The sequence below is a fragment of the Hymenobacter sp. HSC-4F20 genome (assembly GCF_019599275.1).
Taxonomy (GTDB): domain Bacteria; phylum Bacteroidota; class Bacteroidia; order Cytophagales; family Hymenobacteraceae; genus Hymenobacter.
Genome location: NZ_JAHZTD010000001.1, coordinates 1,375,401 through 1,392,557, shown reverse-complemented (window position 1 = coordinate 1,392,557; position 17,157 = coordinate 1,375,401). Strand labels below are relative to the sequence as shown.

General features: G+C 59.4%; 19 protein-coding genes. 13 read left to right on the top strand and 6 right to left on the bottom strand.

Annotated features, from left to right (window positions below; translation table 11 throughout):
- Positions 1–24: 24 nt before the first annotated feature.
- Complete coding sequence (locus tag K3G63_RS06115) at positions 25–810, bottom strand: oxygenase MpaB family protein (RefSeq protein ID WP_220613177.1); 786 nt, start codon at positions 808–810, stop codon at positions 25–27.
- 128 nt (positions 811–938) lie between these two features.
- On the opposite strand from K3G63_RS06115, the gene K3G63_RS06110 reads away from it, so the two are divergent.
- Complete coding sequence (locus tag K3G63_RS06110; RefSeq protein ID WP_259404280.1) at positions 939–1,370, top strand: DUF2809 domain-containing protein; 432 nt, start codon at positions 939–941, stop codon at positions 1,368–1,370.
- Positions 1,371–1,427: 57 nt separating this feature from the next.
- Here the strand turns inward: K3G63_RS06110 and K3G63_RS06105 are convergent, their stop codons facing one another.
- The 3 genes from K3G63_RS06105 to K3G63_RS06095 all read right to left on the bottom strand — a co-directional run bounded on the left by K3G63_RS06105 (position 1,428) and on the right by K3G63_RS06095 (position 4,456).
- Positions 1,428–1,754 carry a RidA family protein gene (locus K3G63_RS06105; RefSeq protein WP_310794573.1) on the bottom strand — a complete coding sequence of 109 codons (327 nt, stop codon included), beginning with the start codon at positions 1,752–1,754 and terminating at the stop codon, positions 1,428–1,430.
- Between the two features lie 147 nt (positions 1,755–1,901).
- Positions 1,902–2,870: a YafY family protein gene (locus K3G63_RS06100; RefSeq protein ID WP_220613176.1), complete on the bottom strand. Its 969-nt coding sequence runs from the start codon at positions 2,868–2,870 to the stop codon at positions 1,902–1,904.
- Between the two features lie 185 nt (positions 2,871–3,055).
- Complete coding sequence (locus tag K3G63_RS06095; protein WP_220613175.1) at positions 3,056–4,456, bottom strand: NAD-dependent succinate-semialdehyde dehydrogenase; 1,401 nt, start codon at positions 4,454–4,456, stop codon at positions 3,056–3,058.
- Between the two features lie 254 nt (positions 4,457–4,710).
- Between K3G63_RS06095 and K3G63_RS06090 the strand changes: the two genes are divergently transcribed.
- The 9 genes from K3G63_RS06090 (at position 4,711) to K3G63_RS06050 (ending at position 12,464) form a co-directional block, all read left to right on the top strand.
- On the top strand, positions 4,711–5,268 hold the full coding sequence (locus K3G63_RS06090) for a sigma-70 family RNA polymerase sigma factor (RefSeq protein WP_310794563.1): 558 nt from the start codon (positions 4,711–4,713) through the stop codon (positions 5,266–5,268).
- Positions 5,269–5,270: 2 nt separating this feature from the next.
- A complete protein-coding gene (locus K3G63_RS06085) occupies positions 5,271–6,170 on the top strand; it encodes an anti-sigma factor domain-containing protein (RefSeq protein WP_220613173.1) in 900 nt (299 codons plus the stop codon).
- 118 nt (positions 6,171–6,288) lie between these two features.
- Positions 6,289–6,834, top strand: a complete 546-nt coding sequence (locus tag K3G63_RS06080) for a heme NO-binding domain-containing protein (protein ID WP_220613172.1) — start codon at positions 6,289–6,291, stop codon at positions 6,832–6,834.
- A 75-nt stretch (positions 6,835–6,909) separates the two neighbouring features.
- Positions 6,910–7,242: an arsenosugar biosynthesis-associated peroxidase-like protein gene (locus tag K3G63_RS06075; protein ID WP_188557586.1), complete on the top strand. Its 333-nt coding sequence runs from the start codon at positions 6,910–6,912 to the stop codon at positions 7,240–7,242.
- Positions 7,243–7,366: 124 nt separating this feature from the next.
- Positions 7,367–8,419, top strand: coding sequence for an arsenosugar biosynthesis radical SAM (seleno)protein ArsS (gene arsS / locus K3G63_RS06070; protein WP_220613171.1), 1,053 nt, complete (start codon positions 7,367–7,369; stop codon positions 8,417–8,419).
- A gap of 132 nt (positions 8,420–8,551) precedes the next feature.
- Positions 8,552–9,208: a TIGR04282 family arsenosugar biosynthesis glycosyltransferase gene (locus K3G63_RS06065; protein ID WP_220613170.1), complete on the top strand. Its 657-nt coding sequence runs from the start codon at positions 8,552–8,554 to the stop codon at positions 9,206–9,208.
- A 21-nt stretch (positions 9,209–9,229) separates the two neighbouring features.
- A complete protein-coding gene (locus tag K3G63_RS06060) occupies positions 9,230–10,177 on the top strand; it encodes a hypothetical protein (RefSeq protein ID WP_220613169.1) in 948 nt (315 codons plus the stop codon).
- A 107-nt stretch (positions 10,178–10,284) separates the two neighbouring features.
- Positions 10,285–10,749: a peroxiredoxin gene (locus tag K3G63_RS06055; RefSeq protein ID WP_220613168.1), complete on the top strand. Its 465-nt coding sequence runs from the start codon at positions 10,285–10,287 to the stop codon at positions 10,747–10,749.
- Between the two features lie 719 nt (positions 10,750–11,468).
- Positions 11,469–12,464, top strand: a complete 996-nt coding sequence (locus tag K3G63_RS06050) for an alpha/beta fold hydrolase (RefSeq protein WP_220613167.1) — start codon at positions 11,469–11,471, stop codon at positions 12,462–12,464.
- A 463-nt stretch (positions 12,465–12,927) separates the two neighbouring features.
- On the opposite strand, the gene K3G63_RS06045 is transcribed toward K3G63_RS06050, so the two are convergent.
- Positions 12,928–13,158, bottom strand: coding sequence for a hypothetical protein (locus K3G63_RS06045; RefSeq protein ID WP_220613166.1), 231 nt, complete (start codon positions 13,156–13,158; stop codon positions 12,928–12,930).
- Positions 13,159–13,437: 279 nt separating this feature from the next.
- Here K3G63_RS06045 and K3G63_RS06040 point away from each other — a divergent pair, with 279 nt between their 5' ends.
- Entirely contained in the window at positions 13,438–13,842 is a 405-nt protein-coding gene (locus K3G63_RS06040) for a hypothetical protein (RefSeq protein ID WP_220613165.1), read from the top strand.
- A 285-nt stretch (positions 13,843–14,127) separates the two neighbouring features.
- A complete protein-coding gene (locus K3G63_RS06035; protein WP_220613164.1) occupies positions 14,128–14,829 on the top strand; it encodes a carboxypeptidase-like regulatory domain-containing protein in 702 nt (233 codons plus the stop codon).
- 79 nt (positions 14,830–14,908) lie between these two features.
- On the opposite strand, the gene K3G63_RS06030 is transcribed toward K3G63_RS06035, so the two are convergent.
- Positions 14,909–16,372, bottom strand: a complete 1,464-nt coding sequence (locus K3G63_RS06030) for an APC family permease (RefSeq protein ID WP_220613163.1) — start codon at positions 16,370–16,372, stop codon at positions 14,909–14,911.
- Between the two features lie 165 nt (positions 16,373–16,537).
- On the opposite strand from K3G63_RS06030, the gene K3G63_RS06025 reads away from it, so the two are divergent.
- Positions 16,538–17,050 carry a hypothetical protein gene (locus K3G63_RS06025; RefSeq protein WP_220613162.1) on the top strand — a complete coding sequence of 171 codons (513 nt, stop codon included), beginning with the start codon at positions 16,538–16,540 and terminating at the stop codon, positions 17,048–17,050.
- The last annotated feature ends 107 nt before the right edge of the window (positions 17,051–17,157 follow it).

Here is a 17,157-nt window from a genome sequence, read left to right as displayed (position 1 = left end):
GGTTTCCTACCCTCTGCCTTCACATCAGGCTGCTCGCCTTTCCACATGAGTTGGTTCTACATCCAGCGCATCAATTTGAGCCCGGTATTCCACCGGAAGCAAGCTCGTCTTTACCCATTTGCTCAGGGCCAGGTGTTGGGTGTGTCGGTACAGAGGCATCACCGGCCGTAGCCAGGAGCGGCGCCCAAGCCGTAGCAACTCCCGCACGGGCTCGGGCACTACCAGCGCCTGACCTTGCAAAAGCAACTGGTAACGCAACGGCCCCAGGTGCTTCCGGTACTGTTGGTAGAGGTTAGTCGTAAAATGACTGTGCGCCAGGTCCTGGGCCAGATGCAGCTCCCGGTCGGGGAGCCAGGCGGCATAGGTAACCGGCAAATCAGGAATGCCCATACGCTGTCCTACCCGGCAAAAGATGGTAAACACCTCCGCCTTTTCGGCCTCGGACAGTCGCCGCTCCAACAACTCAAAGGCGCGGATAGAGTAGTCGATGAGCATGTACAGCACGTCGCGGTAAGCCCAGGCCGGGATGCGCTGGCCCCGCTTGGCCTCGACGGCTTCATGAATGGCGGCAATGGTATCAATGGCCCGCTCCGCCCCGTGGCGCTCGGCAAACACAATCTGCCGGGCGTATTCTACGGTAGAGAATAGACGGCCGAGCGGGTCAGCGGGGAGACGACCGGTAAAGTACAGCCAGTCGACGGCTTTATTAACGGCAAACTCGGCGGCCGCCCCGGCAAAAATGAATAGCACTGTATCGGCCTTGCCCCAAATAGTGCGGACCACCGATTCTTTCTCTACAAAATATTCCATGTCTTCTTAACAATCCGGGGTAAAACGCCTGCGCTCCGCAACGAGTGCCAACGCGCTGCAATTGTATGGCAAATTACTTTGAAATACAAAGTAAATACTAGTTTTGATCCGTCATTACCTCTACAACTTTGACTACAGTATCTAAACACAGAATCCGCTACGCTCTACTAAGCCTGCTGACCGTAGCGTTGGGCCTGGCATCGCGCCGGTTTTCCTTGGTGTTGCCAGCCTGGGTAGGCGCCTACGCCGGCGACGCGCTTTGGGCCTTGCTGGTATTCTGGATGTTAAGGTTCTGGCGCCCGCTAGGGGGTAGCACTAAAACTGCGGCCGTGGCCCTGGGCTTTGCCTTTCTTATTGAGCTAAGCCAGTTGTACCATGCCCCTTGGCTAGATGCCGTGCGTAGCACTACACTAGGCAGCCTCATGCTAGGCCACGGCTTTTTGTGGAGTGACCTACTGTGTTACACTTTGGGCGTGCTGGCAGGGGTAGGGCTGGAGCAACTTTGGGCGCGTGTCAAAGCCAAGGCTTCAACACACGCGGCGCGAGTCATACGTAACTAAGCAAGCCAAACGGCAGGTGTACTACCTGCCGTTTGGCTTGCTTAGTTACGAAAAAGCTTATTTTACTACGGTAGCTTCCAACTCGATGGTCAGGCCAGCGAAAAGGCCCTGCACTTCTACCATGGTAGTCGCCTGCTTAACGCCGTGACGGGCAATCCAGGCCTGGTAGATATCGGTGCAGGTCGTGAAAAACTCCGCTACCGAAGTGGTGTACACATTCAGCCGCACAATACCCTGGCACTCATACCCCGCTTCGCTGATTAAGTGCTCCAGGTTCTGGAAAATCTGCTGCAACTGGCTGCGCATGGCGGCGGTGCTGGGCCGGCCCTCTGCATCAATGGCTACCTGGCCAGAGCAATAGAGCGTGCCAGCGGGCTGCTTGATTTCAACGGCTTGTACGGAGTTGGTTTGCTCTCCCCATTTCCAGGGGTCAATGGTGCGTTTTCCATTTTTTACTTTGTAAAGAGGGGTGAAAAGGTGTTTGTCACTTTCGACTCTACAAAGGTTGGGGTGCCCACTGACAGCCCTATGTCAGCATGTTTTTGGGCTTGCAAAAAAAGAATACACCCGTTGCGCCAACTCACGCAGATGCTCTTCCAGAGCCGCCGGTTCAACCACGGTTACGGCCCCGGCGTAGGGTAGCAGCCAAGTAGCCAGGTAGGGCAGGTCGCCGATTAAGAAGGTCATTTCCAGGCTACCATCCAGTAAAAGCTGTTCCTGGGTCCACCCATATTGGTACTTGGTATCTTGCAGGTGCTGAACTGAGGCAGGCAGCATAGCCGTGGGCTGAAACCGGAGCACGACTCTCTCCCTGGGCCGTTGTTTAGCCTGTGCAGCCCAGTGCTGCTGCAGCGCTTCAGGGCGCGGGGTAAAAACTTCCGTCTGCAACTCTAGTTGCTGAATCCGGTCCAGGCGGAAATCCCGAAAGGTCTTTCGCAACCGGCAGTACGCTACCACGTGCCACACCCGGCTTCGGTACAAGCTAACGGGCTCAATGTTGCGGGTGGAAGGGGCGGCGGTATCAGCGGACTGGTAGTGCAGGCGTACCACCTGGCGCGTGGCTACAGCAGTTACCAGTTGCTGGTAGGCCTCGGGGGAGCCAGTTTGTGCACGAGGTCCTAATACCTGAATATGCGGGGCCAGGGTTTCGAGATGGTCGCGGTCCGGGCGGCGCAATACGGCGCGCAGCTTGTCCATGGCGGCACTGCTGAGGCGGGCGGTGGGAGCGTCGGTGAGGTGGGCGGCCAGCTTTTCAGCGGTGAGCAGGGCCGTGGCTTCCTCGCGGGTAAACATCACGGGGGGCAGCCGGTAGCCTTCTACCAGGGAGTAGCCCACTCCTGGTTCGCCCAGGAGTGGCACCCCGGCTTCTTCCAGCGTGCGCAGGTCGCGGTAAATGGTGCGCAAGCTCACGCCAAACTGCTCAGCTAAGGTGGGGCCACTCACCGTGCGTTTGGCCTGCAACTGGATTAGAATGGCTGTTACGCGGTCAAATCGATTCATCACCCAGATAAACCAAATAAAAAGAGAGTGCAAGTTGCGTAAGCAAACAGTAGCCTACTAGCTGCTGGGCAGCAAAGGTACTTGCTCTACTAGAGGTCTGATGGGCAATAAGGGGGTAGGCGAAAGAGAGTTGACCTCCGCCAAAACACTCGTTGCTGAATCGGTTGGCGCGCCGCCTCTGCGGACTACTCTACTTTCTTCTGAGCTTCCGGCTTGGTTTCCTTCGCGACCCACACTGATTTCTGGTTGACGAACTCCCGGATGCCGAGGTGGGAAAGCTCGCGGCCGTAGCCCGATTTCTTCACGCCCCCGAACGGCATTTCCGGCGACGACTTCACCATGCTATTCACGAATACGGCCCCGGCTTCCACACGGCGCGCCAGCTGTTCCCCGCGTTTGACGTCGTGGGTCCAGATGGAACCGCCCAGCCCGAAGCGGGAGTCGTTGGCGAGGCGGATGGCATCGTCGGCATCTTTGGCCTCCAGGATGATGGCGACAGGTCCGAAAAACTCTTCCTCGTAGGCGCGCTGGCCCGGCTTTACATGGGTGAGCATCACGGGGCGGAACAAAGCGGTGCCCGGCTTGCTCTGCCCCCCGAACAGCTCCACCTTGGCGCCCTGCTTCACGGAGTCCGCTACCTGTTGAGTCAGCTCGTCGGCTAGGTCAGGGCGGGCGAGGGGGCCGTACTGGGTAGCTTCGTCGAGTGGGTCGCCGGTCTGGAAGGCCAGTAAGTGCGCTTTCATTTTGGCCACAAACTCTTTAGCTACCGGCTTCTCTACAATAAAGCGTTTGGCGGCAATGCAGCTCTGGCCGGCGTTAATCATACGGGCCTGGGCGGCGGTTTTGGCAGCCAGCTCCACATCGGCGTCGGCTAGCACAATAAAGGCATCGGATCCACCCAGCTCCAGCACGGTTTTCTTGATTTCGCGGCCCGCCGTGGCGGCTACCTGCGCCCCGGCCGGCTCCGAACCAGTCAACGTCACGGCTTTCACCCGGTCGTCTTCAATCAGCTTGCTTACCAAGTCGGAGCCAATGAGCAGGGTGCGGAAGGTAGCGGGCGGAAAGCCCGCGTCATGGAAGATCTGCTCCAGGGCCAGGGCGCACTGCGGCACATTAGAAGCGTGCTTGAGCAGGCCCACATTGCCTGCCATCAGGGCCGGGGCTGCAAAGCGCACCACCTGCCAGAACGGAAAGTTCCAGGGCATCACGGCCAGCACTACCCCAATGGGCTCATGCGAGATAAAGCTGTGCTGGGCTTCCGTCTTGATTTCCTCGTCGGCCAGGAAGTGCTCGGCGTGCTCGGCGTAGTAGTCGCAGGTGAGGGCGCACTTCACTACCTCGGCGCGGCCATCGACCACGGGCTTGCCCATTTCAATGGCCATCAGGCGGGCCAGCTCATCCTGCCGCTCGCGTAGCAACTCGGCCGCCCGGCGCATGAGGGTAGCCCGGTGGGCGAAGGCAGTAGTCCGCCACTCGCCGAAGGCTTTGTGGGCCTGGGAGAGAATACGCTCGGTTTTAGTCCAGCTGAACGCCCGGAAGCGGCGCACCGTGCGGCCGGTATAGGGGTTGAAAGATTCAATTGCCATGCTAAGAAGGAAAGGAAGATTCGGGAGGCTACTCGTGCCGGGGGCGGGCCGCAGGAAACGAAACAAGCCGGGGACTTTTAGGTTAAGCTCGGCCTTGGTAACTTCACTTGAATGAGAGCCGTAGCAATACGGCCCAGGTAGGGTAGGTGCACTTTTCAGGTGCTGCTACGCCGAAGTTTAGGTTTATCCAGTACTTTCGTTTCATCCGCAGGGCCCGTAGAGTTACGCCGCCCTGTTTCTCTTAGTTGCTGCCCGTGTCTGCTCCCACTCCAGAGTCAGCTGCCCTCGAAACTGAAGTTCTGCTCGTGCAACGCCTGCGCGACCGGGACGAAGGGGCCATGACCATTTTCTACGACAAGTACTCCGCAGCTTTGTACGGTGTGATTCTGCGCATCGTCAAAAAAGAAGAAATTGCGGAAGATGTACTGCAGGAAGCCATGGTTAAAATCTGGCACTCTTTCCCTTCGTACGACGCCGATAAGGGCCGTTTGTTTACGTGGGTGATGAATGTGTGCCGAAATTTAGCTATCGACAAAATCCGGTCCCGACAGTACCGCGTAGGTAGTCGTACGCAGCCGATAGAGGAAAGTGCAGCGCTGCGCCAGGCGGCCGAACCCTCGTTCCGACCTGAGCACATTGGCTTGCAGGAAATGACGCGCCAGCTGAATCCGGAGCAGCGGCAAATCGTGGACCTGCTTTATTTCGGCGGATTTACGCAAAGCGAAGTGGCAGACGAACTCAACCTTCCGCTCGGCACGGTGAAAACCCGCGCCCGGGCGGCCATTAAAGTACTTTCTAAATTGATTCGGTAATCGTGAACATTCAAGAGTATATCGAATCAGGTATCCTCGAGGAATACGCCCTAGGCGTACTCAATGAGGTCGAGCGCGCCGAAGTTGAGCGCATCGCACGGGAACACCCGGAAGTTGCCCGGGAGTTGAACAGCATTATCAGCGGCTTGGATGCCTACGCCCAGGCGCATGCCATTACCCCGCCCGCCGAAATGCGCGACCGGGTGTTGCAGAACTGGCAGCAGGCAATCCGCCAGCCCCAACAACCCGCCGCGGCACCCCTCAGCGGTGATGGGTCTTCGGCTACCCCCCGCATGGTAGCTTCTGCACCAGCCCCTGCGGCTGCGCCGGTGCAGCAAGAAGCCGTTGTGCGGCAACTGCCTACCCAGGAATCTGGCAGCAGCCGGACGCGGTGGCTGGTTGCTGCTTCAGTAGCTTTGCTGCTGCTGAGCGGTATTGGTAACTTCTTGCTTTACAACCGGCTCAAGCAAACCGAAGCCAACCTGGAAGTAGCACAAACCGAACAGTCGCGGTACGCAGCTACCCAGAAGGCGGCTCTTAACGAGCGGGATCAGCAGCTCTCGGTGCTGCGCAACGAAGCCTTCCGCGCCGTGGAACTGAAGGGTACGCCCAAAGCCCCCGACGCCCTGGCCCGCGTGTACTACAATGCGAAAACCAAGGCTGTGTACGTGGATGTCCGCAACCTGCCCGAACTGCCAACCGGCAAGCAGTACCAGCTCTGGGCCCTCGACAACGGCAAGCCCGTTGATGCCGGGGTACTGGCTACGGCCACGGCCACCGGTGACAGCATCCAGCAGATGAAGGACATTGCCAGCGCCCAGGCCTTTGCCATGACGGTAGAGGACGAGGGTGGGGTAGCCTCGCCGACGCTGAGCACCATGACGGTAATCGGTAACCTGTAGGAAGTTCGTCCTGCGGTTGACAGAAAGAGCAGGTTGTGCAAGCAGCCTGCTCTTTATCGTATTTGATAGTTCCTACGTAAAGGGTTTTGGGTATCTTTTTACCCGTAACCTCGTCCCTATGCACGGAACTATATTCACCCTGCTGAAGCGCTACGTTCAGACCCAATACGACCACAGCACTTGGATTCAACTGCTGGAGAACTCCGGGCTGTCCGCGGCCGACTTCGACCATAAGCATGTCTATCCCGACGAGCACATGTACCAGCTGGTAGGGCAAGCGGCCGAAATGACTGGGCTTTCTGCGAATGAACTGCACGAAAAGTTTGGCGAGTACCTGGTGCCTGATCTGATGTATATGTATCAGAAGCTGCTACAACCCGAGTGGACTACCCTGGATATGCTGGAGCACACCGAGGGCACCATGCACCGGCAGGTGCGGCAGGAGCACACCGAAAACTCGCCGCCCGTTCTCAACGTCACCCGCGTCGGCCCCGATGAGTTGTTTATCGACTATGTGTCGGCACGACGAATGGGGGCGCTGGCCGTGGGCATTGTGCGGGGGGTAGCCAAGTACTACGACGAGGCTGACCGCATTGAGGTAGAGCCGACAACCAGCGAAAACGGGGAGCATGTTCGCATTCGGGTACGCCGCCGGCCGGCGTAACCTGGTGTTTCGCCGGCACTCAGCCCCATCCACTTTTCCACTATTTCTTTTTAACTACCCCTTGGCTTTTCTTTTATGAGCACGTACTACAACCCCGCCGACCTGGCTAAATTTGGCAACATCACGGAGTGGCAGCCCGAAATGGGCAACAAGTTCTTTGCCTACTATGCCGAAGTATTCAAGGATGGCGCCCTCACGGAACGCGAAAAATCCTTGATTGCCTTGGCCGTAGCTCACGCCGTGCAGTGTCCGTATTGTATTGATGCCTATACCAGCGATTCGCTGCAAAAAGGGGCCGACGAGGCCCAGATGATGGAAGCCGTGCACGTAGCGGCGGCCATCAAGGGCGGTGCCGCATTGGTACATGGGGTGCAGATGATGAATAAAGCCAAGGAGCTTTCGATGTAAAGGGGGAGGGAACCCCACGGCGGTAGGCGGTAAATTGCAGTGGCCCCGAATCCAACGCAGCCTTTTCTTGTTACCTCGCCGGGCCTCTGGGTCGCTGTTATTTCCTGCTTACTCTTCCTCCGGTATGACCAAGTCACTTCTGGCCCGGCACGCGCCGCTGGCCAACACGGCCTACCAGCTTACCGTTTTAACCCAAGCTGAGGCAGAAGGGGCGCACCTCCCAGCCTTCGCCCACAAGCTGCGGGAAAGCGGCCTGCTGCCCCTGCGCCCCACCGGGTTGGGGGTGATGCAGATTAACGTGGGCAAAATGTGCAACCAAACTTGCAAGCATTGCCACGTGGATGCCGGACCCGACCGCACCGAAATCATGACCCGCGAAACCATGCAGCTTTGCCTGGACGCGCTGGCCCTGACCGACATTCCAGTGGTAGACCTGACGGGTGGCGCTCCTGAAATGAACCCGGACTTTCGGTGGCTGGTAGAGCAGATTTCGGCGCTGGGCCGCGAAACCATTGTGCGCTGCAACCTAACCATCATTGTGGCCAACCCTAAGTACCACGAGTTGCCGGAGTTCTTCGCTCGGCACCGGGTGCGGGTAGTGTCGTCGTTGCCCCACTTTTCAGCGGGCCGCACCGACGCCCAGCGCGGCGACGGGGTGTTCGGGCGCTCCATCCGGGCCCTGAAAATGCTGAATGCAGTTGGGTATGGGGTAGAGGGCTCGGGGCTGACGCTGGATTTGGTGTATAATCCTTCGGGAGCCTTTATGCCGGGTAGCCAGGTAGGACTGGAGCGGGAGTTTAAGCAACGGCTGGGGCGGGAGCACGGCATTGAGTTCAACAACCTGCTCACCATTACCAACCTGCCGGTGAGCCGGTTTCTGGAGTACTTGCTGGAAAGCGGCAACTACGAAAGCTACATGCAAAAGCTAATAGCGGCGTACAACCCGGCCGCAGCCGCTAATGTAATGTGCCGCTCTACCCTCAGCATTGGGTGGGACGGTCAGCTCTACGACTGCGACTTCAACCAACAGCTGGACCTGCTGGTGGCCCCCGGCGCCCCCCAGCATATCCGCGACTTCAATGCTACCCGGCTGCTGGAGCGTGCCATTGTGGTCAACCAGCACTGCTATGGCTGCACGGCCGGGGCAGGCTCCAGCTGCGGCGGCGCCACCACGTAACGGCGGGCGGTTCCGGTGCAGGGCGAGGCTGTTTTCTAGCTGCCAAACCAACTTGCCGGGCACCGGCATGCCGAGAGTGCGCCTCCAGCGTATCGTTTGGTTTAACAGCTTTTGCCCCCGTTGCGTTTTCGTATGAGCACCCCGGTTCCCGTGTCCGCGTCGTATCCACACCTCATTATCTTCGCTCGCCGGCCCCGGCTGGGGCAGGTGAAAACGCGCTTGGCGGCCGACATTGGCCCGGCCGCGGCCCTGGCCGTGTACCAGCAACTGCTGGCTCACACCCGCGAAATGATTGCGCCGCTACTCGTGCACAAAACCGTCTGGCTAACGGGTGCTGCGCTGGCTCCTGAGGCGGCTGATGAGTGGGCGGACTACGAGCAGCTGCCCCAGCCAGAAGGCGACCTGGGCGAAAAAATGCAGGCCGCTTTTGCGCATGATTTCGCCCGGGCGGCCGGGGCGGTAGTCATTATCGGGACGGATTGCCCCGGCCTGACTACCGCTCACCTGCAGGCCGCTTTCGAGGCCCTGAGTACCCATGACGTGGTGTTAGGGCCGGCCACCGATGGAGGCTACTATCTGCTGGGAATGAAGCAGCTACGGCCGAGCTTATTTCAGAACAAGGCCTGGAGTACGGCCACCGTGCTGGAGGCTACCGTAGCCGATGCGCAGCAGCTGGGCTTGCGCCTGCACCTGCTGCCTGCCTTGAGCGACATTGACACCGGCGCCGACCTGCGCGACTGGGAAGCTGCCGCTGGCAAAACATTTCAGCTGGGTTTGCGCGTACAGTAGCCACCTCCAGCTTTTGCCAGCATGCGTACAGATGCCCTGGTAGTTGGCGCCCTCCTGAGCGCCAGTCTACTTTCCTGCTCCTCCGACCCTGGGACAACGCCGCCCACCGTATCTGCGCCGCTGCCAGCAGGGGCTACCAGTAATCCGTTGGCGCGGCGCGGGGGCCCCCTTCGTCAGCAGTGGGCCATGGACCAGTTATGGGAAGATGGGAAGGCCGAAGTGGCAACCTACCAGGCTGAACAGGTGCTGGGTGACGAAGTGCAGCAGTTTGAATGCACGCTTATCACGAGCAAGGAAGAATTTAACCAGCAGTACAACGTCCGCACCGACAGCCTTAAGCGAAAGGACCTTTTTCCGGTCATGCAAGTCACGCAGCTCTACTCCATTCCCACTGCTACCTACCCGGCTCATTTCCTGACGTCTCTGTTTTTCCGCCGCGACCAGCCCGTGCAGCTGCACAAGCTCACGGCGTCGGTGCAGGAATGGCAGGGAGCCACCTTCAAGACGATAACCGACGACGGTATGCAGTACGTGCAAACCTACGATTCGTACCGGGACGGGCAGGGGAGCGGGCAGCGCCAGCTGCAGCGCATGGCCTTATTTGAAGATGCCCTCCCATACACGCTCCGTAGCCTGCGCTTTGAGCAGCTGCCGAGCTTTTCAACCAGTATCTACGAGAGGCAGCAGGCAACCCCGGCCCGCCCGCCGGTGCTCTATCAGGCGCAAGTGCGCACCGAGGACGCGCTGGCGGCGGACACCCCGGAGCCGGCCTGGCGCGTCCTCGTCACGCTCAGTAACCAGCGGCAAAACGTGTATTGGTTTAGCAAGCAGTACCCCAACGTGCTACTGCGGCAGCGCACCTGGGATGGACGCACCTTGCGCCTCCAGCAGGTAAAGCGTGTAGCCTACGAGGCCAGCAGTGTAGTGGAAGCCAAAGTGGACACGCTGCAGCGGCCAGTGGCGCAGTAAAGCCGGCTACTATAGCCAGACGTTCTCTGCCCCCGCGCCCACCCCTACCGGCTACTTCCTGCGGGTTGGGCACTACCTTTGTGTCTTCGTGCTTACGTTTCTTTCTTATGCTGCAACTCGGCGACCTTGCCCCCGACTTTACCCTTCGTACTACCACCGGCGAAACGTTTCGCCTTCGTGACCAGCGCGGCCAGCGCAGCGTAGTGCTGTACTTCTACCCCAAAGACGACACGCCCGGCTGCACGGCCGAGGCGTGCTCCTTCCGCGACCAGTACCAGGATTTTCAGGACCTGGGCGCCGAGGTAGTGGGCGTTAGCTCCGATACGGAAACCTCCCACCAGAAATTCTCGCAGAAGCACCGCCTGCCTTTCCCCTTGCTCGCGGATGTGGGCGGGCAGGTGCGCAAGCTCTACGAAGTGCCCCGCGCCTTGCTGGGGCTGCTGCCCGGGCGCGTAACGTTCGTGATTGACAAGCAGGGCGTTATCCAATATATTTTCAACTCCATGAGCCGGGCCACCGACCACGTGGCTCAGGCCCGCGAGGTACTTAAAAAACTTGAGCCAACTCCCTAGCGTCGAGCTTGCGGATTGTCTGGTTTTGCCACTCCTACCTACTGTTAAGCTTCGGCTACCTGTGGGCCGGGAGTGGTTTTCTTTTTCTGAGTAAGCAACCTACGGCATGTACTCTTGCTCAGGTAAAGCAATACCCAGGTAGCCGGGAGGAGGGTGTGTGGAGGGGGCGTGTAAGTGAATAGACCTCAGCTGTTTCAGTAGGTATTTGGTGGTATTTGAGCGGGCCCGCCAGGAAAAGCGGCTGCTGGGAGGGCGCACCAGCCACCATGACCCGTCGCGTTTTTTAGGTGGGGTAGGGGCTCAGCTATTCCGAATCCCGGAGTACGGCCTGCCCGACGGCCTCGTGGTGTGCCGGTTGGAAGACGTGCGCAATTTCATTGGGAGCAACGAGGATACCTGCGCAGCGCCAGGCGGTTGGCCACTCGGGCTGCGGCCGTGCTGCATAGGCCCGGCGGACTGCTAGAGAAAGAACGGCCCTTCTTTCTGCAGTGGGCTGCTCGCACTGGCCTGGGAGTTGCGCAGGTCCGGCGGGGTCTGGATGTGCAGTTAGGCCCCGCCTTCACCGACAACCGGGCCCAGGGTACTAAGGCAGCTTCCTTGGGTAGGGCGGCACTATCCTGGAGCGCGGGGAAGGCTGCTTCCGGGGGAGAAGGCAGGGCCGGCCGTAACCCAAGGCAGGGGAAGTTGGTTGGAGGAAGAATACCATCCTTTTCTAACTCATGCTTCGTTTTGTTGCCTGCTTTCTGCTCGTGCTTGCCGCCACGGCCACTATGGCCCAGCCTACTCCCCCCACCAGCCTGAATGCTACCCTTGATGGCTACGAGTACCCGTACCGGGTGCGCTACCTGCCCCTGACTCTGGAGGGCCAGCGTGTGCGCATGGCCTACATGGATGTGGCTGCTACAGGCCAGCCCAACGGCCGCACGGTGGTGCTGCTCCACGGCAAAAACTTTTTCGGGGCCTACTGGCGGGAAACTATCAAGGCTCTAAGCGGTGCCGGCTTCCGGGTGGTAGTGCCCGATCAGGTAGGGTTCGGCAAGTCGGACAAGCCCGATATCCACTACTCTTTTCACCAGCTAGCCCTGAACACCCGCCGCCTGCTTGATACGCTGGGAGTGCGGAAGGCAGTAGTAGTGGGCCACAGTATGGGCGGGATGCTGGCTACCCGCTTTGCCCTGATGTACCCGCAGGTTACGGAGCGGCTGGTGCTGGAAAACCCCATTGGACTGGAAGATTATCGTCTAGGTGTGCCCTTCCAACCCATTGCGCAGGCCGAAGCTACCGAGCGCAAAAGCACTGAGGAAAGCATTCGTAAGTACCACGCCACCTACTACCCTCATGGCTACCCCCAGGCGCACGATGAATGGCTGCTGCCGGTGGTGGCCCAAACCCGCCACCCTGATTTCCCGAAAGTGGCCCGCGCCAATGCCCTGACTTTCGACATGATCTATCAGCAGCCCGTGAGCTACGAGTTTGGCCGCGTGCAGGTGCCTACCCTGCTTATCATTGGCCAGGACGACCGCACTGTGGTAGGAAAAGGATTGATCAAAGACCCGGCCGTGGTTGCCCAACTGGGCCAGTATCCTGAGTTGGGCCAGCGCACCGCCGCCCACATGAAAGGCTCCAAGCTGGTAGCCCTGAAAGGCATTGGCCACATTCCGCACCTGGAGGCAACCCCGCAGTTTCTAACGGCGCTGCTAGCGTTTGTGAAGTAGCAGCTTTCGCGCAGCCGGGAGAGGAAGGCTGCCGGGTGATAAAGCAACCTTTCGTTTAGGATAGATATCTGATTTTGGTACTGCTTAACTACCTGACTATATGAACGCCTTACTTCCAGCTATCCTGTGCAGTGCCTTTCTGGCCGCTGCTGCCCAAACCAGGCCCGTACCCTATGCCAGCGGCCGCCCGGGGGCGGGGGAACCTCCGAGCAGATTGTTCCAGGCGAAGCCGCTTCGAGCAGGAGAGGGGAAGGTAACCGGTAGCTTCCGCACCCAACCACATACGATGCGCATTGTGGTGCCCGACACGGCAGGACAGAAAATGAAGCGTACAAAATTGCCACCGGCTTTATCAGACGGCGGAGTAGTGCCACTGCCTAAGCAGCACAACCTACCGCAGTAAATAAGGCGGTTGCGTGCAGTAAGGCCGGTTGCTGCTCCCCAACCAGGCGGCTGGGGATGCCTAGTGGTGATGATGATGGTGCGGATCGTGGGGCTTGCCGAAAAGATTGAGCAAGGAGCCAGCTACGTACAAGCCCAGCCAGCAGAGGTATAGCCAGTTATACCCCTCGGGCTGGGTGTGGCCTAACCAGCGGATAATAAGCTGCGCAGCCCCGCTCATGATGGCGCCCACCACGGCAATGTACTGAAAGCTGTTGAGGGCGCTGGGGCGGTAGAGTTTGGAGAAATCCATAGAATAGAAGAAAGAAAAAAGCAGTGTGCGCTGTCGGCAAGCACTTCACGGCGGCTCGTGGGCACGCCTGGATAGCATCGGGAGCAAGTCGGCTCGCTACCGATGCTATCCAGGCGTAAGCAGGGAAGCGGGGCAACAAGCGCAAGAGCAAGGGTGCGCAAAGCTACGCCAGCGGCCCGAAACTGGTTGTGGCGCCGGCCGGCCGCGCGCCTGAACCTAACCCGCGCTAGTCGCATCCGTACAGAGAGCATACCCATCTTCACTTAAACTACTGCACTGATGATAACGCCCCAGAACGAGGTTGATAACGATAATGAAAACCAGAACCTCTCCGAAGATACCGCCCATGCCGCTCCGTACAGCGAGCAGCAGGAGAAGGAGAAGGAATGGAAAAAAATGATGAGCAACGGCAAGGAAGCCAACGACCCTACGGCCTATCGTAACCAGGGGGCCGGCGGCTATACCCAACGCTCCGACCAGAAGGACCAGCTCGAAAACCTGCACATTGGCGGGGCCGAGGGCGTGCCCCAAGGAGGCAATGAACACAACGACGCCGGAGAGCACGCCGCAGGCCCCGGCTTCGAGTCGGAGGGTAGCTATGAACTGGATTACCAGCTGCGCACCCAGGACCAGAAGTTTGGCGAATCTGGTACCAGCGGGCCCTCTAAGCCCGTAGAGGACTAAGTACTGGCAGCAGGGTTGACTGCCACAAGGCTTACCGCCGGCTCGTTCCTAAAATTGGTACGGGCCGGCGTTTTTATTGCCAATATGGCAACTAGCAGGCCCTGGAGCGAAAATAAACTCAGCTAAATAGTGGATACTATGCCAACAGGAAAATTAGGTTGCCAGGCTTTCCTGCCTCTATCTTTAGGGTTCACTGGGATGAGTAGGCTGGCTAAGTAAGCAGCCATTATTCCGGGCCCAGGCAACTCGCAAGATTCCTGCTCAACTCTCACTCTTAGTTATTGTATGAATGCCAAAACAACTACCCGTACTGAGCCCGAAGAAGTAACACCAGAACTGCTTCCGGAGGACGAGGAGCTTTCCTCGGGCAATGGCCGCCTGGCGGTTATCGTAGGAATACTGGTAGCCGTTGTGGTGCTAGGCTACGTGCTGCTGCCGGCCCAGGCTACTCGCCGCATCGTTAGCGCTATGCCACCTAGTATGCAGTTGGGTGAAGCCAATGTAACGGGGCACCGTCTACCTGAAGAAACCAAAGTAGCTGAGGCTACTGCCGAAGCTGAACCCGAAGCGGAAACTCCTGCGGCGGGTAGCAAAACCGAGGATAAGGCCGAGGCAGCTAGCCCGGAAGCAGTTGCTACAGCTGCTTCCGACGTAACTCTAGCGGCTGAACCCGTGGCAATTGAGCCTGTGCCAGCGGCCGCCCCGGCTGCTACGGAAGCTGCTCCCGCTACCGTCACCGTGTCGGGCCGCATCCTTGACGAGGAGGGCCAGCCGCTCGCCGGGGCTACTGTGCTGCTGAAAGGTTCACACAAGGCTACCGGCACCGATGCCAATGGCAACTATACCCTGGAAGTGCCGGCCGGCGACAACACGCTGGTGTATGGCTACGGTGGCTACGAAGACCAAGAACTGCACTCCCGCAACGGCCAGACGCACAACGTGACCCTGGTGCCGCGCGAGGACGCGCCGCGCCGCCGCCGCCGCTAGAGAACAAGCGGGCTACTCCCCACAAAAAAGCCGCGCCGGAGGATCCGGCGCGGCTTTTTTGTAGGAAGGGGCTGGCTACCTACTCATCAGCGGAACTAGGGGCGAAGCGCTTACGAAAGAGGAAGTACACCGGCACCCCCAGGGCTACCAGCAGCAGCCCCCGCTGCGCGAACTTGGAGTTCTCGGGGTCCGTGAGCAGGATAAAGCAGAAGGCCGAGGCCAGTACCACGTACAGCAGCGGCACCAGCGGGTAGCCGAAAGCCCGGTAAGGACGAGGCACCTCGGGGCGGGTGCGGCGCAGTACAAAAATTCCAATAATAGTAATGACGTAGAACAGGATAACGGAGAACATGACGTAGTTCAGCAACTCGCCGTAGGAGCCCGAGAGGCACAAGCCGCAGGCCCAGGCGCACTGCGCCCACAGCGCCACGCTGGGCACGCCGGCTTTGTTGAGGCGCCCCAATCCCGAAAAAAATACCCCGTCCCGGGCCATGGCGTAATACGCCCGCGCCCCCGACATCAGGATGCTGTTATCGGCGCTGAAGGTGCTAATCATGATGAGCACGGCCATAACGTAAGCGCCGGGTGCGCCCAGAATGCTCTCGGCGGCGGCCGTGCCTACCCGCTCATTGGTGGCATACATAATGCCGCGGCCCAGCACATCGGTGGCGTTCGGGTTGCCGTGGAGCGGAAGCACCAGCAGGTACACCACGTTGATGAGCAGGTAAAGCGCCGTAACGATGGCCGTACCCAGGGCCATGCTCAGTACAATGGTACGCTCAGGCTTCACGATTTCGTCGCCGGAGAAGCCAATGTTGTTCCAAGAGTCGGAGCTGAACAAAGAGCCTGTCATGGCTAGGCCAATGGCCGTTACCAGGGCCGTGGCCGAGAGGGGCGTACCCTGGCCCGCGGCGTTGAAGCTCATGGCCTGCCACAGGTTCTGGAAATTCTGGCTCACCGCCTCACTGTTGATGCCGAAGGTAACGCCGCACAGAATCAGCAAAGCCAGGGCCACCAGCTTGGTGCTCCCGAACACGTTGGCAATGAGCTTGCCCGAGCGCACCCCGCGCGAGTTGATAAACGTGAGGAACACCAGCAGGGCAATGGCCAGCAGCTGCACCGTAGTAAACTTGAAAGACCCCGCCGCCACCAGTACATTGCTTTCCGAAAACCACGGGAGGAGCACCCCGGTGAAGCGGGCAAAGGCCACGGCCACGGCCGCAATAACGCCGGTCTGAATTACCAGAAACAGCGTCCAGCCGTAAAGAAACGCCACCAGCTTGTTGTAGGCTTCGCGTAGGTATACGTACTGCCCCCCTACCTTCGGGAACATGGAAGACAGTTCGCCGTAGCTCACAGCCCCGGCCAGGGTGATGACGCCCGTTACCAGCCACACCACCAGCAGCCAGCCCGCTGAGCCCACCAGCCGGGCAATGCCCGTCGTGACAATAAAAATACCGGAGCCAATCATGCTGCCGGTGACAATCATGACGGCATCAAACAGCGTAATGGCCCGCTGAAAATGGCCTTGTTTTTCGGACATAGGGGGAGAGTAGAAAGTGTTTCAGGCCGGAAGATAGAAGATTAGGGCGGTAGATATACCGAAACTCGCTGCTACTATTGGGCGCAGTTCTCGTAGAGGGCTTTTCGAGTTATCATGTTCGCAATGGGGCAGAAAGCTATACGTAGGCACGGGGCGTTGGCGAGCATGTTGCTCTGCGCTGGTTGTGGCGAACAGGGCTGCAACCTGCCGGAGCCAGCAGCCCTGCAGTATGCTGTGCGGCTGGTAGAAGACCGGACTGGGCAGGACCTGTTCGCGCCGGGTACTGGCTTTCTGGCGGATTCGGTGCGCTTCTACGAGGTTTTGCCGGGCGGGAGCCTGGCCCTGAAAGCGGTGGCCGCGCAACGAACTGGCCGCCAGACGCAGTTTGGCCCTATCCGGCATCAGCCCGGCACTGGCAGCAGTAGGGTGCCCGGCAGCAGCGGGCTCGGGCTAACCTATACCGATGTGCTTGTGCGCCTGAACCGGCAGGATACGGACACGCTGACCCTCGTTGTCCAGAGTACGTTTCGGGGCGGGGATGAGTGCGGACAGGTACTTCCGGCTCGGCTACAGTTCTACTACAACGGGCGCCTGAACGCAACGTACTCCGTGGCAACGCCCGACAGCCTGCGCGCCTTTACCGCGCCGGCCGTGCCAGTAGTAGAGCTGCGGAAATAGCCCGGTTGCTTTTGCCGGTCTTGCAGAAAAGGGTAGCTCCGCAACCTTTTACCGCTGCTCCGCTCCGCCACCGCCCGCTGCTGCCCGCCGAATCCCTATTTTTGCCG

Excerpts from the sequence above, each read along its gene's own strand:
- K3G63_RS06030 (WP_220613163.1), bottom strand. The coding sequence starts at position 16,372 with ATGTCCGAAAAACAAGGCCATTTTCAGCGGGCCATTACGCTGTTTGAT.
- arsS (WP_220613171.1), top strand. The coding sequence starts at position 7,367 with ATGACCAAGTCACTTCTGGCCCGGCACGCGCCGCTGGCCAACACGGCC.
- K3G63_RS06115 (WP_220613177.1), bottom strand. The coding sequence starts at position 810 with ATGGAATATTTTGTAGAGAAAGAATCGGTGGTCCGCACTATTTGGGGC.
- K3G63_RS06040 (WP_220613165.1), top strand. The coding sequence starts at position 13,438 with ATGATAACGCCCCAGAACGAGGTTGATAACGATAATGAAAACCAGAAC.
- K3G63_RS06035 (WP_220613164.1), top strand. The coding sequence starts at position 14,128 with ATGAATGCCAAAACAACTACCCGTACTGAGCCCGAAGAAGTAACACCA.
- K3G63_RS06050 (WP_220613167.1), top strand. The coding sequence starts at position 11,469 with ATGCTTCGTTTTGTTGCCTGCTTTCTGCTCGTGCTTGCCGCCACGGCC.
- K3G63_RS06055 (WP_220613168.1), top strand. The coding sequence starts at position 10,285 with ATGCTGCAACTCGGCGACCTTGCCCCCGACTTTACCCTTCGTACTACC.
- K3G63_RS06080 (WP_220613172.1), top strand. The coding sequence starts at position 6,289 with ATGCACGGAACTATATTCACCCTGCTGAAGCGCTACGTTCAGACCCAA.
- K3G63_RS06065 (WP_220613170.1), top strand. The coding sequence starts at position 8,552 with ATGAGCACCCCGGTTCCCGTGTCCGCGTCGTATCCACACCTCATTATC.
- K3G63_RS06045 (WP_220613166.1), bottom strand. The coding sequence starts at position 13,158 with ATGGATTTCTCCAAACTCTACCGCCCCAGCGCCCTCAACAGCTTTCAG.
- K3G63_RS06095 (WP_220613175.1), bottom strand. The coding sequence starts at position 4,456 with ATGGCAATTGAATCTTTCAACCCCTATACCGGCCGCACGGTGCGCCGC.
- K3G63_RS06025 (WP_220613162.1), top strand. The coding sequence starts at position 16,538 with ATGTTGCTCTGCGCTGGTTGTGGCGAACAGGGCTGCAACCTGCCGGAG.
- K3G63_RS06060 (WP_220613169.1), top strand. The coding sequence starts at position 9,230 with ATGCGTACAGATGCCCTGGTAGTTGGCGCCCTCCTGAGCGCCAGTCTA.
- K3G63_RS06075 (WP_188557586.1), top strand. The coding sequence starts at position 6,910 with ATGAGCACGTACTACAACCCCGCCGACCTGGCTAAATTTGGCAACATC.
- K3G63_RS06100 (WP_220613176.1), bottom strand. The coding sequence starts at position 2,870 with ATGAATCGATTTGACCGCGTAACAGCCATTCTAATCCAGTTGCAGGCC.